This is a genomic window from Bacillus hominis, assembly GCF_030348325.1.
GTDB classification, from domain to species: domain Bacteria; phylum Bacillota; class Bacilli; order Bacillales; family Bacillaceae_G; genus Bacillus_A; species Bacillus_A hominis.
The window spans coordinates 4,626,598-4,648,676 of sequence record NZ_JAUCFS010000005.1 but is presented as its reverse complement, the minus strand read 5'-3'; the positions used below and the strand labels follow the sequence as shown (position 1 = coordinate 4,648,676).

Annotated in this window: 21 protein-coding genes, 1 tRNA gene and 1 other RNA gene; 19 read left to right on the top strand and 4 right to left on the bottom strand. The window is 37.1% G+C overall.

From position 1 onward, the window contains the following. Positions 1-28 precede the first annotated feature (28 nt). Positions 29-517: a YhcN/YlaJ family sporulation lipoprotein gene (locus QUF93_RS26875; RefSeq protein WP_002124075.1), complete on the bottom strand. Its 489-nt coding sequence runs from the start codon at positions 515-517 to the stop codon at positions 29-31. Between the two features lie 107 nt (positions 518-624). After that, on the bottom strand, positions 625-831 hold the full coding sequence (locus QUF93_RS26870; RefSeq protein ID WP_002124076.1) for a DUF1657 domain-containing protein: 207 nt from the start codon (positions 829-831) through the stop codon (positions 625-627). Positions 832-1,036: 205 nt separating this feature from the next. Here QUF93_RS26870 and QUF93_RS26865 point away from each other — a divergent pair, with 205 nt between their 5' ends. The 10 genes from QUF93_RS26865 (at position 1,037) to eno (ending at position 10,601) form a co-directional block, all read left to right on the top strand. Beyond that, positions 1,037-1,390 (top strand): YxeA family protein, encoded by a 354-nt coding sequence (locus QUF93_RS26865; RefSeq protein WP_289360737.1) that lies wholly within the window; start codon positions 1,037-1,039, stop codon positions 1,388-1,390. Positions 1,391-1,545: 155 nt separating this feature from the next. Continuing rightward, positions 1,546-1,621, top strand: a tRNA-Arg gene (locus tag QUF93_RS26860). Between the two features lie 258 nt (positions 1,622-1,879). Next, the gene (gene rpoN, locus QUF93_RS26855; RefSeq protein ID WP_289360736.1) at positions 1,880-3,187 is read left to right on the top strand and encodes an RNA polymerase factor sigma-54; all 1,308 of its coding nucleotides are present in this window, start codon (positions 1,880-1,882) and stop codon (positions 3,185-3,187) included. A 9-nt stretch (positions 3,188-3,196) separates the two neighbouring features. Beyond that, complete coding sequence (locus QUF93_RS26850) at positions 3,197-3,442, top strand: glutaredoxin family protein (RefSeq protein ID WP_002124079.1); 246 nt, start codon at positions 3,197-3,199, stop codon at positions 3,440-3,442. A gap of 135 nt (positions 3,443-3,577) precedes the next feature. After that, positions 3,578-4,606 carry a gapA transcriptional regulator CggR gene (gene cggR / locus QUF93_RS26845; RefSeq protein ID WP_002124083.1) on the top strand — a complete coding sequence of 343 codons (1,029 nt, stop codon included), beginning with the start codon at positions 3,578-3,580 and terminating at the stop codon, positions 4,604-4,606. A 26-nt stretch (positions 4,607-4,632) separates the two neighbouring features. Then, positions 4,633-5,637, top strand: a complete 1,005-nt coding sequence (gap, locus tag QUF93_RS26840) for a type I glyceraldehyde-3-phosphate dehydrogenase (protein WP_002016071.1) — start codon at positions 4,633-4,635, stop codon at positions 5,635-5,637. Between the two features lie 139 nt (positions 5,638-5,776). Then, positions 5,777-6,961 carry a phosphoglycerate kinase gene (locus QUF93_RS26835; protein WP_002124084.1) on the top strand — a complete coding sequence of 395 codons (1,185 nt, stop codon included), beginning with the start codon at positions 5,777-5,779 and terminating at the stop codon, positions 6,959-6,961. 32 nt (positions 6,962-6,993) lie between these two features. Further along, on the top strand, positions 6,994-7,749 hold the full coding sequence (gene tpiA / locus QUF93_RS26830; protein WP_289360734.1) for a triose-phosphate isomerase: 756 nt from the start codon (positions 6,994-6,996) through the stop codon (positions 7,747-7,749). Continuing rightward, entirely contained in the window at positions 7,746-9,275 is a 1,530-nt protein-coding gene (gpmI, locus tag QUF93_RS26825; RefSeq protein WP_001231161.1) for a 2,3-bisphosphoglycerate-independent phosphoglycerate mutase, read from the top strand. The genes tpiA and gpmI overlap by 4 nt, the downstream gene beginning before the upstream one ends. A 30-nt stretch (positions 9,276-9,305) precedes the next feature. Beyond that, a complete protein-coding gene (gene eno / locus QUF93_RS26820; RefSeq protein WP_002124088.1) occupies positions 9,306-10,601 on the top strand; it encodes a phosphopyruvate hydratase in 1,296 nt (431 codons plus the stop codon). A 168-nt stretch (positions 10,602-10,769) separates the two neighbouring features. Here eno and QUF93_RS26815 read toward each other — a convergent pair whose 3' ends face one another. Together QUF93_RS26815 and QUF93_RS26810 are read right to left on the bottom strand one after the other, a co-directional pair. Beyond that, entirely contained in the window at positions 10,770-11,723 is a 954-nt protein-coding gene (locus QUF93_RS26815) for a nucleoside hydrolase (protein ID WP_289360733.1), read from the bottom strand. 236 nt (positions 11,724-11,959) lie between these two features. Continuing rightward, positions 11,960-12,910 (bottom strand): nucleoside hydrolase, encoded by a 951-nt coding sequence (locus QUF93_RS26810; RefSeq protein ID WP_289360732.1) that lies wholly within the window; start codon positions 12,908-12,910, stop codon positions 11,960-11,962. A 275-nt stretch (positions 12,911-13,185) separates the two neighbouring features. Between QUF93_RS26810 and QUF93_RS26805 the strand changes: the two genes are divergently transcribed. The 9 genes from QUF93_RS26805 (at position 13,186) to QUF93_RS26765 (ending at position 21,398) form a co-directional block, all read left to right on the top strand. Beyond that, the gene (locus tag QUF93_RS26805; protein WP_205685972.1) at positions 13,186-13,563 is read left to right on the top strand and encodes a CidA/LrgA family holin-like protein; all 378 of its coding nucleotides are present in this window, start codon (positions 13,186-13,188) and stop codon (positions 13,561-13,563) included. Continuing rightward, positions 13,560-14,252: an LrgB family protein gene (locus QUF93_RS26800; RefSeq protein WP_289360731.1), complete on the top strand. Its 693-nt coding sequence runs from the start codon at positions 13,560-13,562 to the stop codon at positions 14,250-14,252. The genes QUF93_RS26805 and QUF93_RS26800 overlap by 4 nt, the downstream gene beginning before the upstream one ends. Before the next feature lie 96 nt (positions 14,253-14,348). Continuing rightward, positions 14,349-14,582 carry a preprotein translocase subunit SecG gene (secG, locus tag QUF93_RS26795; protein ID WP_128281867.1) on the top strand — a complete coding sequence of 78 codons (234 nt, stop codon included), beginning with the start codon at positions 14,349-14,351 and terminating at the stop codon, positions 14,580-14,582. 161 nt (positions 14,583-14,743) lie between these two features. Then, complete coding sequence (locus tag QUF93_RS26790; protein ID WP_170933777.1) at positions 14,744-15,484, top strand: alpha/beta hydrolase; 741 nt, start codon at positions 14,744-14,746, stop codon at positions 15,482-15,484. A gap of 211 nt (positions 15,485-15,695) precedes the next feature. Next, positions 15,696-18,122, top strand: coding sequence for a ribonuclease R (rnr, locus tag QUF93_RS26785; RefSeq protein WP_002124097.1), 2,427 nt, complete (start codon positions 15,696-15,698; stop codon positions 18,120-18,122). 461 nt (positions 18,123-18,583) lie between these two features. Continuing rightward, entirely contained in the window at positions 18,584-19,051 is a 468-nt protein-coding gene (gene smpB, locus QUF93_RS26780) for an SsrA-binding protein (RefSeq protein WP_289360730.1), read from the top strand. 125 nt (positions 19,052-19,176) lie between these two features. Then, positions 19,177-19,531, top strand: a transfer-messenger RNA (tmRNA) gene (ssrA, locus tag QUF93_RS26775). 537 nt (positions 19,532-20,068) lie between these two features. Continuing rightward, on the top strand, positions 20,069-20,488 hold the full coding sequence (locus QUF93_RS26770) for a DUF2712 domain-containing protein (RefSeq protein WP_002124098.1): 420 nt from the start codon (positions 20,069-20,071) through the stop codon (positions 20,486-20,488). A gap of 118 nt (positions 20,489-20,606) precedes the next feature. Continuing rightward, positions 20,607-21,398: a hypothetical protein gene (locus QUF93_RS26765; protein WP_289360729.1), complete on the top strand. Its 792-nt coding sequence runs from the start codon at positions 20,607-20,609 to the stop codon at positions 21,396-21,398. The last annotated feature ends 681 nt before the right edge of the window (positions 21,399-22,079 follow it).

Here is a 22,079-nt window from a genome sequence, read left to right as displayed (position 1 = left end):
TTGAATCCTTCCTTCTCTTTTAGAAAGCTTAAATATTAGATCCCATTTCTGATTGAATGAGTTTCAATTGATCTTTAATGCCATCTTTACTTACTTTCTTTTTCTTAATTTTGTTTTCAAGTTCTTCTATGAGCATATAGATCTTTTTGTCTGTACTTACACGAATATCGAAAGTAGGGTTTTCATCACTTAGCTTCTTTTTTAATTTACTTCGTAAAGGTTTTAAACCAAATCTTTCGTGATGTTCAGGCTTGACGGCTATGTAAAGATCTAAATTTGTATTAACTGCGGTAGCTTCTATAATTCCCTCCATAGCGAGAGCTTTTTTCTTAGCTTCTTGCGATATAGATTGATTAAAGGATTCTGTACTCATTTTTGTTAACTTAGGGCCCTTGTCTTCTTCAGTTCGTTTTGCATCTTCTTTTTTTATCTTTTTATCTAACGGGCTATTATCACATCCGGTAAGTGAACCGAATAGGAGCATAAATAACGCGGTTATGATTCCGAGTTTTCGCATTATAATCATTCCATTTCTATTGCATTATGTAATGTGAGAGAAAAAGGATGATTGCATATCATCCTTTTTCTCAAATTGTGTACCATTAGATGAAATGGTACTTTTGGTTATTGCTGTGTGTATTGTGGTTCTTCTTGCTGGACTTCTTCAACACGTGGGTTTAAAGAATCAATAATTGTTTGTGTTTGCTCTGCAGCTGTTTGGAAAAGTTGCTTTGCTTGTTGGTTATCCGTATCAAGAGCGAATCCCTCTAAGCTAGCTTGTGCACTTTTTAATCCAGAAACAGTTTGCTTTAGTTTTGTAATTACAGTCATTGAATGAAGCCCCCTTTGGAATATCAATTCAAAAGTTATAATTTGTGAATTGGGGTGAATTTATGATTGGGAATTTTAGGGATGTAGCATGTGTAGATTACAATTTTGTAATGAATATGTAAGGATAAGCGATAGTGGAAAAAAACTTTTTCTCCTAGAATAAAGAAAGTAAGGCAAGTTAAAAGGATATTTTAAGGAGAGAAAAATGAAGAAATTATTATTAGGTTTAATTGGAATTTTTATATTAGTGATTGGTGTGGCAAGCTTTTCTCATAATGAGATAACGGATAGATATAACCCGCTTGTAAAAGAGGACTGGGTATACGTAAAAGCAAAGGAATCTGGTCGACTAACCAGAATTGGAGAAGTAGCTGGAGACTATAAACTTACTGGTTATTACGCTTCAGGTGAAGAAAGAGATGTTAAGTTTTATGCCCCTAATGGCTTAAGAGAGGGAGCGTATGTGCAGGTTAAAACAAAAGGGGAATATATTGAAACATACCAAGAAGTACAGTCGAATGAAATTCCAAAAGAGATTAAAGAGAAACTAGATAAATAAAACGGTTAAGAATTGCCTCCTAAATGTAGAGATTAGGGGGCGTTTTTATGCAGAAAAAAGCGTATATATAATGTTCTATCAAAGAGTTCTTATTGATTTAAATGGTTTTTATTGCTATTATTATGAGAAGAAAATGAAGTGTATTTTATAATCATGCGCCCATAGCTCAGTCGGATAGAGCGGTGGTTTCCGGTACCACGTCTGCCGGGGGTTCGAATCCCTCTGGGCGCGTCAAAAGGTCCTAACTTACAATTGTAAGTTAGGACCTTTTTTATTTCTTTCTTGTTATATCTGGTTATAAGATTTACTATTAGTATATGGTGATAATTTTTATGCGTTATTATTTTCTTTCAATATTATTCATTTTTCGGTTGTAAGATGTAAATGTCATTAATACATATAAATTAATAATATTTTGGAATGGGTGTCTGCGATAGGATTCTCCTTTTACCAAACTTATTGTACAATAGAAACAAGGGGGAGATTAGTTTGAAGGCAAGTCTTTTACAAGAACAAAGCTTACGTTTGGCAATGACACAAGAGTTAAGGCAAGCGATTACAATGCTCCAGTATAATGTACAAGAATTATCGGAGTTTTTATATGAGCAATCGTTAGAGAATCCCCTTATTGAGTTAGGTGGTTTTGAGAGGGAGAAGAAAAAGAGCTCTAACACAAGTAAAAGTACCAGCAAACAAGTCGATAATCAAATGGAAATCTACAGTGTGGATTCTACAACGATTCAGCAACATTTATTAAATCAAATACAGTATTATAAAATAGATGAAGAAGAGCGGAAAGCAGCTTCTTTCATTATTATGAATATGGATGGGAATGGCTATTTACAAGAAACGAATGAAGAGCTATCAGAGCTTCTTTTTGCACCAATCGATTTAGTGGATCGTTCCGTGGAGCTTGTCCAATCTTTAGAGCCAGCAGGGGTAGGTGCGCGTAATATTCAGGAATGTCTATCAATCCAATTGAAGCGCTTACAAAGAAGGAATGGTTTAGCGGAAGAAATTATAGATGATCATTTTAATTATTTCGTGAAGAAAGATTGGCGAAAGCTCGTTCAAGTGTTGAAGTGTAGTAATGAAGAACTACAATCGGCGGTGAACTGTATTACATCATTGCAACCGAAACCAGGGCTTGCGTTTTCTTCTGATAAACCACTTTATATCGTGCCTGATATGGCGGTGAAAAAAGACGGTGATCGTCTCGTTTTACAGATGAATGAGAGAAATATGCCGAGAATTGAAATTCACTCTGAGTATAGTGCGCTTCTAAATAATAGTGAAAGTGAAGTTGCTTCATATGTATCGGAGAAGTATCAGCATGTGCAATGGATTATGCGCAGTTTGAAACAGAGAAAACAAACACTCCTGCAAGTGATGACTATTATTATGGAAAAACAACGTGATTTCTTCTGGAAAGGTCCAGAGTATTTAAAACCACTTGCTTTAAAAGAGGTGGCGGAAGAGTTAGGTGTGCATGAATCTACAATTAGTCGTGCAACGCGTAATAAATATGTGCAAACGCCGCACGGTTTATTTGAAATGAAATCGTTCTTTAGTAATTCTATTTCTACGACGGAAGATGAGGCGGTTTCTACAAAGCGTGTGAAACAATTCATTCAAACGCTTGTTGGAGCGGAAAATAAGAAAAAGCCACTTTCGGATCAAAAGATTTCAAAATTATTAGAAGAAGAGCATGAAATCGTTATTTCTCGCAGAACGGTTGCGAAATATAGAGAGCAAATGCATATTCCTGCTTCGTCTCTAAGAAAAACAATTGGATAGGTGAAGAAGATGAAAGTTGTACTATATACAAAAAAAGATTGTGGTCTTTGCGTGAAGGCGAAACAAGTTTTAAAGGAAGTGCAATGTGAATATTCTTTTCAAATTGAGGAAATAGATATATATGAAGATAATGACCTTTTAGAGAAATACCATCTAATGATTCCAGTTGTAGAAATAGGCGGAAAACAAGTAGGATATGGTAACATTCACAAAGGTGTCATAATAAACTATATAAACAATTCAGTTAAGAGTTGAATAAGTTTCTATCTCCTGTTACAATAATACACGTAGCAGGGATTATTTTTTTAATCTAAGTGGGACACAAAATGTCACTATGGGACATAAAGTGACCACGAAGGAAAATGAACCGATGTAGTGAGGAGAAAAGATATGCGCTCATGGATTCAGAATACAAAAAAATTATTACCTGATCTGCTACCTGTTATGCAAACGAGAATGCAAGTGCTTCAGTACATTAGGCTTATGCAGCCGATTGGAAGAAGAAACTTATCTGCAAGTCTCGGTATGACAGAACGAGTATTGCGAAGTGAAATTCAAGTTTTGAAAGAACAAAACTTAGTTCACGTCGCTTCTTCTGGAATGACTTTGACAGAAGAAGGAACAGCTTTAGTTCTTGCTTTGGAAGACTTTATGAAAGAAATTTCCGGGTTAAAGGTTTTAGAAAAACAACTTAAGGAAACATTAGACTTGGATGAAGTTTTCGTTGTCCCTGGTGATAGTGATGAATCACCTTGGGTCAAACTGGAGATGGGCCGTGCTTGTGTGACTTGTATAAAAGACCGTCTGACAGCGAATAATATCGTTGCTGTGGCTGGAGGAACTACGCTAGCTGCTGCTGCGGACATGATGCAACTTGATTGCAAAGATTTACATATGCTATTTGTCCCAGCACGTGGTGGAATTGGAGAAGGTGTTGAGTTAGAAGCCAATACCATTTGCGCCAAAATGGCACAAAATACGATGAGTAATTATCGCTTATTGTATGTTCCAGATCACGTTAGTAGCGAAGCATATGCGTCTATTGTAACAGAGCCCTCCGTGAAAGAAGTTCTTGAGTTGATTCGATCTTCCAATATCGTCATTCATGGAATCGGTGATGCGTTAACAATGGCACGTCGCAGAAATACTTCAGAAGCAGATTGGTTAAAGATTCAGGCGAGCGAAGCAGTTGGTGAAGCTTTCGGTTACTACTTTAATGAAGAAGGAAATGTTGTTCATAAAGTAAGAACAGTTGGCATGCAACTTGAAGATTTACAACATGTATCTCACGTTGTCGCAGTCGCTGGAGGTTCTTCAAAAGCAAAAGCAATACAGGCTGTAATAAAGCAAGGGCACACTTCAATTCTAATTACAGATGAAGGTGCAGCAAAACAATTAACAAAGGGTATTACCCTTTAATATAATCCCCCAAGGAGGAAATTTAAATGACTAAAATTGGTATTAATGGATTTGGACGTATCGGACGTAACGTATTCCGCGCAGCTCTTAACAACTCTGAGGTAGAAGTAGTAGCAATCAACGACTTAACAGATGCTAAAACATTAGCTCACCTTTTAAAATATGACACAGTTCACGGAACTTTAAATGCAGAAGTATCTGCTAACGAAAACAGCATCGTTGTTAACGGTAAAGAAATTAAAGTTATCGCTGAGCGTGACCCAGCTCAATTACCATGGAGCGACTACGGAGTAGAAGTAGTAGTAGAATCTACTGGCCGTTTCACTAAAAAATCAGACGCTGAGAAACACTTAGGTGGATCAGTTAAGAAAGTTATCATCTCAGCTCCAGCTTCTGACGAAGATATCACTGTAGTTATGGGTGTTAACCACGAACAATACGATGCAGCTAACCACAACGTAGTATCTAACGCTTCTTGTACTACAAACTGTCTAGCTCCATTCGCTAAAGTATTAAACGAAAAATTCGGCGTAAAACGCGGAATGATGACAACAATTCACTCTTACACTAACGACCAACAAATCTTAGACTTACCACACAAAGATTTACGTCGTGCTCGTGCAGCAGCTGAAAACATGATCCCAACATCTACTGGTGCTGCTAAAGCTGTAGCATTAGTATTACCAGAACTTAAAGGTAAATTAAACGGTGGCGCTGTACGTGTTCCAACTGCTAACGTTTCTCTTGTTGACTTAGTTGTTGAACTTGACAAAGAAGTAACAGTTGAAGATGTAAACGCAGCATTCAAAGCAGCTTCTGAAGGCGAATTAAAAGGTATCCTTGGATACAGCGAAGAGCCATTAGTATCTATCGACTATAACGGATGCACAGCTTCTTCTACAATCGATGCATTATCTACAATGGTAATGGAAGGTAACATGGTTAAAGTACTTTCTTGGTACGATAACGAAACTGGTTACTCTAACCGCGTAGTAGACCTAGCTGCATACATGACTTCTAAAGGTCTTTAATTCTTAAGTATATAAGTAATCAATGACAAAACGAGGGAGAGGGTTTGTTCCCTCTCTCTCTTCTTTCGTTTTAGAAGCAAATGTGTTAAGCTTTTGAATGGGTTTTGTCAATCCTAACTAGTAGTCGGAGGGAAATCCAATGAACAAAAAATCAATTCGTGACGTAGATTTAAAAGGTAAGCGTGTATTTTGCCGCGTTGATTTCAACGTACCTATGAAAGAAGGCAAAATTACAGATGAAACTCGTATCCGTGCAGCTCTTCCTACAATTCAATATTTAGTAGAGCAAGGTGCGAAAGTAATTTTAGCAAGTCATTTAGGCCGTCCAAAAGGTCAAGCAGTAGAAGAATTACGTCTTACTCCAGTAGCAGCACGTTTAGGCGAGCTTCTTGGTAAAGATGTTAAAAAAGCGGACGAAGCATTCGGACCAGTTGCACAAGAAATGGTTGCAGCAATGAACGAAGGCGACGTATTAGTTCTTGAAAACGTACGTTTCTATGCGGGCGAAGAAAAGAACGATGCAGAACTTGCGAAAGAATTTGCAGCTCTTGCTGATATCTTCGTAAACGATGCATTCGGTGCAGCTCACCGTGCTCACGCTTCTACAGCAGGAATCGCAGACTACCTACCAGCAGTATCTGGTTTATTAATGGAAAAAGAGTTAGATGTATTAGGTAAAGCACTTTCTAACCCAGAACGTCCATTCACAGCTATCATCGGTGGTGCGAAAGTAAAAGATAAAATCGGTGTAATTCGTCATCTATTAGACAAAGTAGATAACTTAATCATCGGTGGCGGACTTGCTTACACATTCGTTAAAGCATTAGGTCATGAAATTGGTCAATCTCTATGTGAAAATGACAAGATTGAACTAGCTAAAGAATTTATGCAACTTGCAAAAGAAAAAGGCGTAAACTTCTATATGCCAGTTGATGTTGTAATCACTGAGGAATTCTCTGAAACTGCAACAACTCAAATCGTTGGTATCGACTCTATTCCTTCTACATGGGAAGGCGTGGACATCGGTCCTAAAACACGTGAAATTTATGCAGATGTAATTAAAAACTCTAAGCTTGTTGTATGGAATGGACCAATGGGTGTATTCGAAATGACTCCATTCGCAGAAGGTACAAAAGCAGTAGGACAAGCATTAGCAGATGCAGAAGATACATACTCTGTTATCGGCGGTGGTGACTCTGCAGCAGCTGTTGAAAAATTCGGTATGGCTGATAAAATGAGCCACATTTCTACTGGCGGCGGTGCGTCATTAGAATTCATGGAAGGCAAAGAGCTTCCAGGTGTAGTTTGTCTTAACGACAAATAAGTAGCAGCCAAAGAAAAAGGACGGTGCAAAGCATGCGTAAACCAATTATCGCAGGTAACTGGAAAATGAATAAAACTCTAGCTGAAGCAGTTAGCTTCGTAGAGGAAGTTAAAGGTCAAATCCCAGCAGCTTCAGCTGTTGATGCAGTAGTTTGCTCTCCAGCTCTATTCTTAGAGCGCTTAGTAGCGAATACTGAAGGAACTGACTTACAAGTAGGTGCACAAAACATGCACTTCGAAAAAAATGGTGCATTCACTGGCGAAATTAGCCCAGTAGCACTTAGCGACTTAAAAGTAGGCTACGTAGTACTTGGCCACTCTGAGCGTCGTGAAATGTTTGCTGAAACAGACGAGTCAGTAAACAAAAAGACTCTTGCAGCATTTGAACATAGTTTAACACCAATCGTTTGTTGTGGTGAGACTTTAGAAGAGCGCGAAAGCGGAAAAACATTTGATCTAGTAGCAGGTCAAGTGACAAAAGCACTTGCAGGTTTAACAGAAGAGCAGGTTAAAGCAACTGTTATCGCTTATGAGCCAATCTGGGCTATCGGTACAGGTAAATCTTCTTCTTCTGCAGATGCAAATGAAGTATGTGCGCATATCCGTAAAGTTGTTGCAGAAGCTGTTTCTCCAGAAGCTGCAGAAGCTGTTCGTATTCAATACGGCGGTAGCGTAAAACCAGAAAACATTAAAGAGTATATGGCACAATCTGACATCGACGGCGCTTTAGTTGGCGGTGCTAGCTTAGAGCCTGCTTCGTTCTTAGGTCTTCTGGGGGCGGTAAAATGAGAAAGCCAACAGCTTTAATCATTCTTGATGGTTTCGGACTACGTGAAGAAACTTACGGGAATGCTGTAGCACAAGCTAAGAAACCTAACTTTGATGGTTACTGGAACAAATTCCCTCACACAACGCTTACAGCTTGTGGTGAGGAAGTGGGTCTTCCAGAAGGTCAAATGGGTAACTCTGAGGTTGGTCACTTAAATATCGGTGCAGGCCGCATAGTATATCAAAGCTTAACACGCGTAAACGTTGCAATTCGTGAAGGTGAGTTCGATCAGAACGAAACATTCCAAAATGCAATTAAAAGCGTGAAAGAAAAAGGTACTGCTCTTCATTTATTCGGTTTACTTTCTGATGGTGGTGTGCACAGTCACATGAACCATATGTTTGCTCTTCTTCGCTTAGCAGCAAAAGAAGGCGTGGAGAAAGTATATATCCATGCATTCTTAGATGGCCGCGATGTTGGACCACAAACAGCAAAAGGTTATATCGATGCAACAAATGAAGTAATTAAAGAAACAGGTGTAGGACAATTCGCGACTATCTCTGGTCGTTATTACTCCATGGACCGTGACAAGCGTTGGGATCGCGTAGAAAAATGTTACCGTGCTATGGTGAATGGTGAAGGCCCTACTTATAAATCAGCAGAAGAGTGTGTAGAAGACTCTTATGCAAATGGCATCTATGATGAATTCGTATTGCCGTCTGTAATTGTTAACGAAGATGACACGCCAGTTGCAACAATCAATAATGATGATGCAGTTATCTTCTATAACTTCCGTCCAGACCGTGCAATTCAAATTGCTCGTGTATTTACAAACGAAGACTTCCGTGAGTTCGATCGTGGTGAAAAAGTACCTCACATTCCTGAATTCGTTTGTATGACACATTTCAGTGAAACTGTAGATGGTTACGTGGCATTCAAGCCAATGAACCTTGATAACACATTAGGTGAAGTTGTTGCGCAAGCGGGATTAAAGCAACTTCGCATCGCGGAAACTGAAAAGTATCCGCACGTTACATTCTTCTTTAGCGGTGGTCGTGAGGCTGAATTCCCAGGAGAAGAGCGTATTTTAATTAACTCACCGAAGGTTGCAACATATGACTTGAAACCTGAAATGAGCATTTATGAAGTAACGGACGCTTTAGTAAATGAAATCGAAAATGATAAACATGATGTTATCATTCTTAACTTTGCAAACTGTGATATGGTTGGCCATTCTGGGATGATGGAACCAACAATTAAAGCAGTAGAAGCAACTGACGAATGTTTAGGAAAAGTTGTAGAAGCGATTCTTGCAAAAGATGGTGTAGCACTTATTACTGCTGACCATGGTAATGCTGATCAGGAGTTAACTGCTGATGGTGGACCAATGACAGCTCATACAACTAACCCGGTTCCTTTCATCGTTACAAAAAATGATGTAGAGCTTCGTGAAGGTGGTATTTTAGGAGATATCGCTCCAACAATGCTTACACTTTTAAATGTGGAACAACCGAAAGAAATGACAGGTAAAACAATTATTAAATAATTTGCTTATATAAAAAGGAGAGAATTTATTATGTCAACAATTATTGATGTTTATGCTCGCGAAGTCCTTGACTCTCGTGGTAACCCAACTGTAGAAGTAGAAGTTTATACAGAAAGCGGCGCTTTCGGACGCGCTATCGTACCAAGTGGTGCATCTACTGGTGAGCACGAAGCAGTAGAATTACGTGACGGTGACAAATCTCGTTACCTTGGTAAAGGTGTTATGAACGCAGTAAACAACGTTAACGAAGCAATCGCTCCAGAAATCGTTGGTTTCGACGTAACTGACCAAGCTGGTATCGACCGTGCTATGATCGAATTAGATGGCACTCCAAACAAAGGTAAACTAGGCGCTAACGCTATCCTTGGTGTATCTATGGCAGTAGCTCACGCAGCAGCTGACTTCGTAGGTCTTCCATTATACCGTTACCTTGGTGGATTCAATGCAAAACAATTACCAACTCCAATGATGAACATCATCAACGGTGGTTCTCACGCTGATAACAACGTTGACTTCCAAGAGTTCATGATCTTACCAGTTGGTGCTCCAACATTCAAAGAATCAATCCGTATGGGTGCTGAAGTATTCCATGCACTTAAAGCTGTATTACATGACAAAGGTCTTAACACTGCTGTAGGTGACGAAGGTGGATTCGCTCCAAACCTTGGTTCTAACCGTGAAGCTCTAGAAGTAATCATCGAAGCTATCGAAAAAGCTGGTTACAAAGCTGGCGAGAACGTATTCTTAGGAATGGACGTTGCTTCTTCTGAGTTCTACAACAAAGAAACTGGTAAATATGACCTTGCAGGCGAAGGCCGTACTGGCTTAACTTCTGCAGAAATGGTTGATTTCTACGAAGAGCTTTGCAAAGACTTCCCAATCATCTCTATTGAAGATGGTTTAGACGAAAACGACTGGGATGGTCACAAATTATTAACTGAGCGTATCGGTGATAAAGTACAATTAGTTGGTGACGACTTATTCGTAACTAACACTCAAAAACTTGCTGAAGGTATCGAAAAAGGTATCTCTAACTCAATCTTAATTAAAGTTAACCAAATCGGTACTTTAACTGAGACTTTCGAAGCTATCGAAATGGCTAAACGTGCTGGTTACACAGCAGTTGTATCTCACCGTTCTGGTGAAACTGAAGATGCTACAATCGCTGACATCGCAGTTGCAACTAACGCTGGCCAAATCAAAACTGGTTCTATGAGCCGTACTGACCGTATTGCTAAGTACAACCAATTATTACGCATCGAAGACGAACTAGGCGAAATCGCTGTTTACGATGGTTTAAAATCTTTCTACAACATCAAACGATAATTGTAGAAAATAACGACAGACCGTGAGAAATCACGGTCTGTTTTTTTATTTCTAGAAATGAATAGGTGGGGAATAAATGGTAGTTAGATAAAAGCCTAGAGGTTCTTCTTTTTGAAGATTTGCTATGGGTAATCGAATACGTTGGTATAGAAGGTAAGAGGGGTGAGTTCAAGAGAATTGTCTATCTGTCATAATCGTCATAAAGTAGTTAAAAAATCGGTTGTAATCAAAATCGATAGCAATTCGTTGTATAGGTCGATTAATAAATGGTTTTTCTTGAATAGAAGAACGAAATTCCGCGTATGATTGTCCACGAGCTAAATCACTATTAATAACGTAAATAGGGGAATGATGGTATGTGAACATTGTATCATCGATAATAGCCATGAGCGGCATGAGATCATGAACAGGAGCGCCTTCTAATGCTGGGAATAGCTTTTTATAAAATTGATAGTAATAATGATCAAGCATAGGTTTTACGAGTTTGGATTTACCAATTTCATCAATGTAATTAATCATTTCAGGGGTAACAAGTGCATACTGAGTTACATTTAGTGGATATACAGATACGTTAGATGCATATTTGAAAACTAAGTTGGCAGCGACCGGATCTTCATGAAAATTAGCTTCCGCTATAGGAGTAACATTACCAGGATGTAAAAAAGCTCCGCCCATAATGTAGTAAGATTTTACAGTTTTCATTATTTCTTTGTATAAAATGAATAATATAGATAAAGAAGTGAGGCGACCTATATTTACAATGATTAATTCATCTTTATATTTTTCTATCATGTTAATAATCGCAAAAAAACTCTTTAATTGCCCCGTATGAAAATTACCTTCTGGAATAATAGGTCCAAGACCGTGGATACCGTGTACATCAGGATAAAAATGAGGTGTATTGCTTGTAAGGGGGTAATCAGCGCCATTAAATATTGGAATAGGTTTCTTTTTTGCTATTTCTGTTAAGTATTCAATGTTTTTGGTAGCAACATCTTTAGAAATATTCCCATAATCAGCAACGATACCGACTACTTCAATTTTTTCTGAAAAAAGAGCCATAATAAGAGCGATTGCATCATCAATACCTGCATCAGTAAAGAATAAAACCTTTTTTGACATGTTATCTCATCCTATCTGGTGAAATTTCAAAATTGGCTACCAACACCAAATCACCTTTGGGATATATATTTCTTCTCCCTCAGAGAGAGAAGAAATATATATTGCTGGTGTAGATGAAAGCTTAGGGTAGGTGGATTATATATATGAGCTACTTAAAATAAATAGAAGTTATTTTTGGTTAAAAAAACCAATTTTTATCCAAAAAAAATTAATGTTGCAGGCAGTAAGGGTTATACCTAAAAGCTTTCATCTGTCATAAGTGACATGAAGTATTTAAAGAAGAAATTATAATCAAAATCGATAGCAATTTGCTGCGCTGGCCAATTGGTGAATGAGCTTGATCCAACTAAGGAGCGGAAATCACCGATGCTTTCTCCTTGAGCATAAGATTCTGTCATGACAACAATTGGTGACTTGTGATAAGTGAACATGGAGCTATCAAATAAAGCTAGTATCGGTATTGTGTCATGAAATGGACAACCTTTTAAATGTGGTAAAGCATTTTTATAATATCCATAGTAATAGTGATCGAAAAGTGGTTTGACGAGAGGGGCTTTTCCTTTTTTTTCAATGTATTCAGCCATGTCCGGTGTAACGATTGAATATTGAGTTACGTTTAATGGATAAATGTACATGTTAGATGCGGATTGTAATACAATATTAGCCGCGATTGGGTCACCATAAAAATTAGCTTCCGATACTGGAGTAACATTACCTGGATGTAAAAAGGCACCACCCATTACGTAATAAGACTGGATCTGCTGCATTAAATTTTTACATAAAATAAATAAAATAGCTAGGGAAGTGAGGCGCCCTAAACTTACAATGATTAGTTCGTCTTTATACTGTTCGATAAGAGGGATAACTTCAAAGAAATTCTCCATTTCTCCGTTTTGTAACTTTTCATTTGGGATAATTGGTCCTAACCCTTCTTTACCGTGAATATTGGTAAAAAAAGCGGGTGGACCTCCATTGAGAGGACGTTCTGAACCACCAAATATTTTTATATCTCTATTTCTTGATTTTTGTTTAAGAAAATGAGCATTTTGTACAGCCATTTCTTTTGGAACATTCCCGTAATCAGCGACAATTCCAACGACTTCAATTTCATCGATACAGAATGCAAGGAGCAGGGCTATCGTATCATCGATTCCAGGATCACAAAAAATGAGAACTTTTTTAGACATATGTTCACCACCTATCTTATTTATATATATGTAAGATTTTGGGTAAGGATAATAAAAAGATTATTTTCTTAAAATAATAACCGATTAAATTCAGAAAATATAAACTTTATATATTAGGTCAAGGTTTTTGACGTAAATTACATTCGTAAACGCAGTCATATCAAGGGTGTAAGCGTATAATATAGTGGATTTTCGTTGTCGATTTGATAAATTGCAGGTTTTTACAATTTATACTATGATAAGGATATTAACAGAAGATCGTATAAACATGAGGGATGATGAACATGAAATTTACAAAGATTCTTGTCCAAATTGCTGCTCTTTATGTGTTTTATATGGTTGGAAATTGGGTGCAAGAAATGTTAAATATTCCGATTCCAGGAAGTTTAATTGGGATGTTTCTTTTGCTTGTTGTACTTAGCCTAAAAGTCCTTCCAGTGAAATGGTTTGATTTAGGAGCAGAAACACTCGTTGCTATTATGCCGTTTTTATTAATTCCGCCAACGCTTGGCCTAATGAATTACGGTGCTTTTTTTATGAGTAAAGGAATTTCTCTTTTCATTACAGTTGTAGCGAGTACGTTTTTAATTATTATTGTCGCAGGACATACAGGACAGTATCTTGCGAATAGAGAGGAAAAAGAGACACAATGAGCCAAATATTAATCGGAATTGGTTGGGTTCTTTTTACGTTGCTATTATATCAATTATCTAAAAAAATCTATAAATTATTTCCAACACCATTTACTATTCCAATGCTTGTTGCAACAGGATTAATGGCCTTCTTATTTATAGTGCTTGATATACCATATCAAAATTATATGGAAAGTGGTGGTGGTTGGATTGCAAACCTACTTGGACCAGGTGTTGTAGCATTTGCAATCCCGCTTTATAAACAACGTCATGTTCTGCAAAAATATGTTGTACCAATTGCTGGTGGTGTATTAGTAGGTACAACAGTTGCTATTGCAAGTGATTTGGTTATTGCCACACTTATGGGAACAGATAAAAGCTTAATTTTATCTTCTTTACCAAAATCAGTGACAATGCCAGTTGCGATGAGTGTATCTGAACAAGTTGGTGGTGTTCCGTCCTTAACAGCAGCCTTCGTCGTTATCGCAGGTATTACTGGAACAATTTCAGGACCAATTTTATTAAAATGGAGCCGCGTTACAAACTCAGTTGGTAAAGGGATTGGCTTTGGATGTGCGTCTCATATTATGGGTGTTATGAGAGCGATGAAAAATAATGAGCATGAAGGTGTTATTGGATCGGTAACAATGACATTAACAGCAATTTTGACATGTTTGCTCGGACCGTTATTTGCAATGGTGTTTATGTAATAGAAGAAAAGCGAGAGCGACACTATAGGCTCTCGCTTTTCTATAGGATTTATGCTAACATTTAAACTAACTGAATCTTTGTAGGAGGTACGCCAAGTGCATACGTTATTATCAGTTTTACTTATTATTGTATCGATTTTAATGATTGTTATGGTACTTATGCAGTCTAGTAATAGCTCAGGCCTTTCAGGTGCAATTTCAGGCGGTGCAGAGCAATTATTTGGTAAGCAAAAAGCACGTGGAATTGAAGCGGTATTAAACCGTATCACAATTGTTTTAGCTGTATTGTTCTTTACACTAACAATTGCTGTTACGTACTTAAACTTATAAAATTAAAAGAAGAAGCGTTAGCCGATTATGCTAATGGTTCTTCTTTTTTTAATTTGTTATTCGAAAAAAGTTTCTAATTAGATTATAGAATTATAAATATGGTACACTAAGAATAGAAAGAATACGACTAGATTACAGAAGAGAAAGAGGAGAAGTACATGATGAAATTAGCATCTCCAAAACCATTTACATTTGAAGGTGGAGACCGCGCTGTTTTATTATTACATGGATTCACGGGGAACTCAGCTGACGTACGCATGCTAGGGCGTTTCTTAGAGAAGAAAGGCTATACTTGTCATGCGCCAATTTATAAAGGACACGGCGTACCACCAGAGCAGCTTGTTCATACAGGCCCTGAAGACTGGTGGAAAGATGTAATGAATGCCTACCAGCATTTAAAAGATCAAGGTTACGAGAAAATAGCTGCGGTTGGATTATCATTAGGCGGAGTATTCTCATTAAAACTTGCTTATACATTACCGATTTTAGGTGTTGTACCAATGTGTGCACCGATGTACATTAAAAGTGAAGAGATTATGTACCAAGGTATATTGGCATATGCCCGCGAATATAAAAAGCGTGAGCAAAAATCACCAGAACGAATTGAGCAGGAAATGTTTGAATTTAAACAGACACCGATGAATACATTAAAAGCATTACAAGAGTTGATTCGTGACGTACGCAATAATGTTGATATGATTTATGCTCCAACATTCGTTGTACAAGCACGCCATGATGAGATGATTAATACAGATAGTGCTAACATTATTTATAACGGTGTAGAATCTACGTTAAAAGACATTAAATGGTATGAAGACTCTACGCATGTCATTACACTTGATAAAGAACGTGATGTGCTACATGAGGATGTATATAACTTCTTGGAGCAACTAGATTGGTAAGATCTAGTTGCCTCTTTTTTTCATAAGGGAATTTTTAATCCCGCTATTTGTGGGCTAATAATCAGTGGGGACGGACAAAAAACCACGGGTTAAAGTTTCACTTTATGAAAGCTGTAAAAAATCATTGGGAGATGATTAAAGTTTCACTTTATACATCCCCCATCTTTCGGATACACTAAATAATATAAGGGTTTAAAGGAGGTATTTCTGCTTGGAAGAAATCATACAAGAACATATTGATAAGTTGTTATTATTTATGAGAGAAGAAGCTTATAAACCGTTAACGATACAAGAACTAGAAGCTGCATTTGGAATCGAAGGCTCTGAGGGCTTTAAAGATTTCGTAAAGGCACTTGTAATGATGGAAGAGAAGGGGTTTGTTATCCGCACACGTAGTAATCGCTACGGTCTTCCAGAAAAAATGAATTTAGTACGCGGTAAATTAATTGGACACGCACGTGGTTTTGCGTTCGTTGTTCCAGAAGAGAAGAAAACGGGAGATGATGATCTTTTCATCCCGCCTACAGAACTAAATGGTGCACTTCATGGTGATACAGTATTAGCACGTGTTAGCTCGCAATCAAGTGGATCACGCCAAGAAGGTGCGATTGTTCGTATTTTAGAGCGTGGAACGAAGGAACTAGTTGGTACATATACAGAATCGAAAAACTTTGGATTTGTTATCCCTGATAATAAACGCTGGACAAGTGACATTTTCATCTTGAAAAGTGCATCTATGGGCGCTGTAGAAGGTCATAAAGTCGTTGTGAAAATTACGAGCTACCCAGAGAACCGTTTAAGCGCAGAAGGTGAAGTTATTCAAATTTTAGGTCATAAAAATGACCCAGGGGTAGATATTTTATCTGTCATTCATAAACATCATTTACCTTTAGCGTTCCCTGAAGAAGTTATGGAGCATGCAAACAGTGTACCAGAAACGATTTCAGAAGAAGATATAAAAGATCGCCGTGATTTACGTGATCAAATGATTGTTACAATTGACGGTGCAGATGCAAAAGATTTAGATGACGCTGTTACAGTAACGAAGCTTGAAAACGGTAACTATAAGCTTGGTGTTCATATTGCGGATGTAAGTCATTACGTTCAAGAAGGTTCTCCAATTGATGTTGAAGCAGCGGAGAGAGCAACGAGTGTATATCTTGTAGACCGTGTAATTCCGATGATTCCGCATCGTTTATCAAACGGTATTTGTTCATTAAATCCGAAAGTAGACCGTCTGACACTATCTTGTGAAATGGAAATCAACAATCTAGGTGATGTTGTAAAACACGAGATTTTCCAAAGTGTAATTAAAACGACAGAGCGTATGACATATGCTGACGTAAGAAGCATTTTAGAAGATGAAGACGAAGCGCTAATTGAACGTTACGAGCCGCTAGTGCCAATGTTTAAAGAAATGGGGCAGTTAGCGCAAATTTTACGTGAAAAACGTATGCGCCGTGGTGCGATTGACTTTGACTTTAAAGAAGCGAAAGTATTAGTAGATGAAGAAGGAAAACCGACTGATGTTGTCATGCGTGATCGTTCTGTATCAGAGAAGCTAATTGAAGAATTTATGCTTGTTGCGAACGAAACAGTAGCAGAGCATTTCCACTGGATGAACGTACCGTTTATGTACCGTGTCCATGAAGATCCGAAAGAAGATAAGCTTGAGCGTTTCTTTGAGTTTGTAACAAACTTCGGATATGCGGTAAAAGGACGTGCGAACGAAATACATCCTCGTGCACTGCAACAAATTCTTGAAATGGTTCAAGGGCAGCCGGAAGAGGTAGTTATTTCAACAGTTATGCTTCGTTCTATGAAGCAGGCACGTTACGATTCGGATAGCTTAGGACATTTCGGTTTATCAACTGAGTTCTACACACATTTCACATCGCCAATTCGTCGTTACCCAGATACGATTGTTCATAGATTGATTCGTGAATATATCATTAATGGTAAAGTAGACAACGAAACGCAAGCGAAATGGCGCGAAAACTTACCGGAGATTGCAGAGCATTCTTCTAATATGGAACGCCGTGCAGTTGAAGCTGAACGTGAAACAGACGAAATGAAAAAAGCAGAGTATATGGTTGATAAGATCGGTGAAGAGTATGACGGTATGATTAGCTCTGTAACAAACTTCGGTTTATTCGTTGAGCTTCCAAATACAATTGAAGGTCTTGTACACGTTAGTTATTTAACAGATGATTACTACCGTTATGACGAAAAACATTTTGCGATGATTGGAGAACGTACAGGTAACGTATTCCGCATCGGTGACGAAATTACAATTCGTGTTATTAACGTAAATAAAGACGAGCGCGCAATCGACTTTGAAATCGTTGGCATGAAAGGTACACCTCGTCGTAAGTTCAAAGATCGCCCAGTCGTGATTGAACAGCCAAGAACAGGCAGAAAGAAACGCGGTGGACGTAGCGAACGTAGTAATGAGCGCGGTGGCGAACGCGGCACAGGAAGAAAATTTGATCGTGGTGGACAAGGAAAAGGAAAAGCATCAGCATCTACATCCGCTAGTCAGCCAGGTAAAAAAGATAGTAATAGTAATGGCAAGAAGAAAAAAGGCTTCTTTGAAAATGTACCAGGATTCAAGAAGAAAAAGAAAAAGCGTAAGTAAGAAAAGAGTGGCTTCGCTTCACATTTTGAGCGAGCCACTTTCGCTTTTTATGGAATCCAGCTACAGTGGCTAGAATCTATTGGCCATTTCGCTCCCTCGGACGAAGCAAAAAGCGCTTCTCTGTCGGGAGCTCCAATGTCCAAAGATTCTGAGCGAGCCACTTCCGCTTTTTATAGGAATCCAGCTACAGTGGCTAGAATGTTTGGCGGCTGCGCTTCTTCCGGGGGAGGCAAGAGCGCCTCAAGGTCAGAAGCTCCATCCACCTCACATTCTGAGCGAGCCACTTTCGCTTTTGGTGGAATCTAGCTGCAGTGGCTAGAATCTATTGGCCATTTCGCTCCCTCGGACGAAGTAAAAAGCGCTTCTCTGTCGGGAGCTCTAATGTCCAAAGATTCTGAGCGAGCCACTTTCGCTTTTTATTAACATTTGTTACAATAGTAAAAATAGAGGAGGGACGTTATATGCCAAAAGGTACAGGTAAGGTTATTGCACAAAATAAAAAAGCATTTCATGATTATTTCATCGAAGAAACATACGAAGCAGGGCTTGTCCTTCAAGGAACGGAAATTAAGTCGATTCGCGCTGGACGCGTGAACTTGAAAGATGCGTTTGCACGTGTACATAATGGTGAAGTATGGGTTCATAATATGCATATTAGTACATATGAACAAGGGAATCGTTTCAACCATGATCCGCTTCGTACGAGAAAATTACTTCTTCATAAAAAAGAAATTGATAAGCTAGCGGGAGCTGCAAAAGAAACAGGATATTCATTAGTTCCACTTAGAATCTATTTGAAAAATGGATTTGCAAAAATGGCACTCGGTTTAGCTAAAGGTAAGAAACAATATGACAAGCGTCACGATTTAAAAGAGAAAGAAGCAAACCGTGAAATTGCACGCGCGTTCCGTGATCGTCAAAAGATGTAATACAGATATTTACATTTGTAAAACGGCGCGCGTATGATATAATAACTTATGTAAGGTTGTTGCACATTGAAAAACAGCTCTTAGTAGCTATCACGATATTTCTTCGTATGCTCCATTTCTATCATGGGGACGTTACGGATTCGACAGGGATAGTTCGAGCTTAGGTTGCGAGTCGAGGGGATCGGCCTCGTTAAAACGTCAAAGCCTATAATTGGCAAACAAAACAATCTTTCTTTAGCTGCTTAATTGCACTAAAGGTTCCTCCCTCCATCGTCCATGTGGTAGGGTAAGGGACTCAAACTAAGTGGACTACGCCGGAGTTCGCCGTCTGAGGGCGAAGGAAGAGAACAATCAGACTAGCAACTTGGAAGCCTGTCGATAGGCCGAAGAGTTCGCGAAATGCTAATATATCGACTACACTCGTAGAAGCTTAAGTGCCGATATTTTTGGACGTGGGTTCGACTCCCACCGTCTCCACCAATACATATTTGGTGGTTTTTTATTTTGTATATAACAGGAAGCATAACTTTGCATAAAATGCAGGTTTATGCTTCCTTTTTTGTTGTGCAAGGATATGCTTCATTAAAATTTTTATCATTACAAATGATTTTATAATGAACAATTTGTTTCAAAACGAACAGTATTACCGCTAGAGGATTGGAAATTTATATAACCAATCTTGTTTGGGGAAATTCCTACTTTAGCACGCATTAAGGCTATGAGTACTAATGAAAATTTGTTTTTCTAAGGATAGTTGACTAAAAATATCAACTGAAGCAACTATATTGTGTCTTTTTTATAAATATCTTGGTTTTATTTAATATCTACAAGCAAAACAGTTGTTATTGGTTGAAAAACTTTGTGTAATGACATGTTTTACAAAGTATTTGTTAAAAAGTTATAGTTTAAATTAAGGTAATGTAAATATTATAAAATCTTTATATTTATATATAATTATTTATTTGTGCGTGTTATATTTTTTAAGGGCTTACAAGTAAAAGAATAGGAGGAGAATAAATGAAAAAAATCAAAAAAATAACAGTTCTAACTTTAACTGCAGGAATAGCATTATCAAGTTTTGCAGTATCAGCGGCAGCAAAGTCTAATCATGAAGATCGCCCATGGTCAAATGTATATCGTGTTTACAGTCCTAATGATGAAACACCATCTCAACCTAAATATAATAGAACAGCATATTATATGAAGGTGAACAGTATGTCGGGATTAGATGGATATTTCAATGCCTGGGCTGCATTAAAAGATGGTACAGACGTTTCAGATGGTCATTCATACAAAATGCGTGATGGTCAAGAGGAATTCTTATATAATTTAGCAGTTGAGAAATATAATTCTGGTATCAAGGTTAAAATTGATACTAGAAGATGGGCTGAGGGTACAGCGCGCGGTGTTTGGAGCCCAGATAGTATTCGTAAATAATTATATTTAAAAAATGAACTTATAAATATAATATTTTATATTTTTGTAAGTCCCTCCTCATAATATTTTGTATTTAAAATATTATGAGGGATATATTTGATTTTCTAAGAGGTGAAATATGGATAAGTATTTTGAGAAAAGAATGAATAATAAGAATCTTTATTTTTCGCTTGTGTTAGGAATATCCTTATCTTGTGTATATATATTATATTACGTAATGCCACTAGCTGATAAAAGGGATGTTATCTTCACTCCATATACAACTTGGATGGGAATTAATAGTGTTGTAACACCTTCCTTTTTATTTTTCTTTATACTTCCAGTGATTGCAAGTTTACCTAGTTCATCAATCTTTCAGGAAGATAAAAAAAATGGTTCTTTTTTGTTTGTAATTATGAGAAGTAATTATAAAATGTATTTTCTTAAGCTGTTTAGTAAGACCTTTCTTATCGGTGGTGTTGTCGTTATTATTCCATTAATTTTAAACATTTTTTTATCGTTTATGTTTCTTCCAAATATAACTCCTGACGAAATTTTAAATTCCAATATAGGGATGTATGAGCGAGCAACCTTTTTTATTAGTATATATTTTGAATATCCGTTCATCCATATGATTTTATATACATTTATAGCGTTTTTTTATGGTGGAGCCTTTGCTTTGTTTTCTCTTAGTATATCCTTTTATGCAAAGCATACTTTTATAACTTTATTAAGTGCTTTTTTATTACAGCTCTTTTTAATGATAATTAATTTGTTTTATCCTACGCCCCTTGCTCCCATATATTTCTTATCTGAATCTCATATATATCATGGAGCAAATATTATTGTTTCTATTTTAGTGTTGGTAGGGATTTTTATTTTATCAGTAGTTTTGTTTTTAAGGGGAGTAAAACGACATGTTATTTTATAACCTTTTGAAAATTTATTTATTAGAGTTGTTTCAAAAACGAGGGTTATTTGTGATTAATATTTTATTTCTTATAGCCGGTGTGTCTATTCCCTTGATTAGATCCGTTTACTTTTTATCTAATGATTCTTTGTTTTCATTTCTTATTACTTCAAGAGATATGAAGATAGTGTTATTTAGTTATCTGCCATTATTGTTGCTTTTTTTCTATTCGTTTAATTATATGGATAAGAATGTTTACGTGTATTTTAGACATAAAACTCGTCAATCATATTGTGTTCATTTAATAATAAAGATTGTGAGTCTAGCAATTATCTATTCGAGTATCTATTTGTTAATTATAGGGATTAATTTTTTAATTGTAAGAGAAAAAATAGTAATTTGGTTGCTTCCATCTTCAAGTTGGTTAGTAATTACATATTTTATAGTATCGTTATGGCTAGTAACTGTAGCGATATGTATTTTTGCACAAATACTAATTTGTTTTGTTAAAAATAAAGCTATTTGTATTTTTAGTATTTACTTTTTTATTACAATTGATCAGTTATTAGAAAAAAAATATAATTTTTCCTTATTTTGGTCGAAAGGTTTGGTTTTTCAAGAAAAAGATTTATTTCTAACAAGTATAAGCTTGATGAAATTAGCTTTTATGTTAGGGATTATTAGTATTTTATTTTCCATATT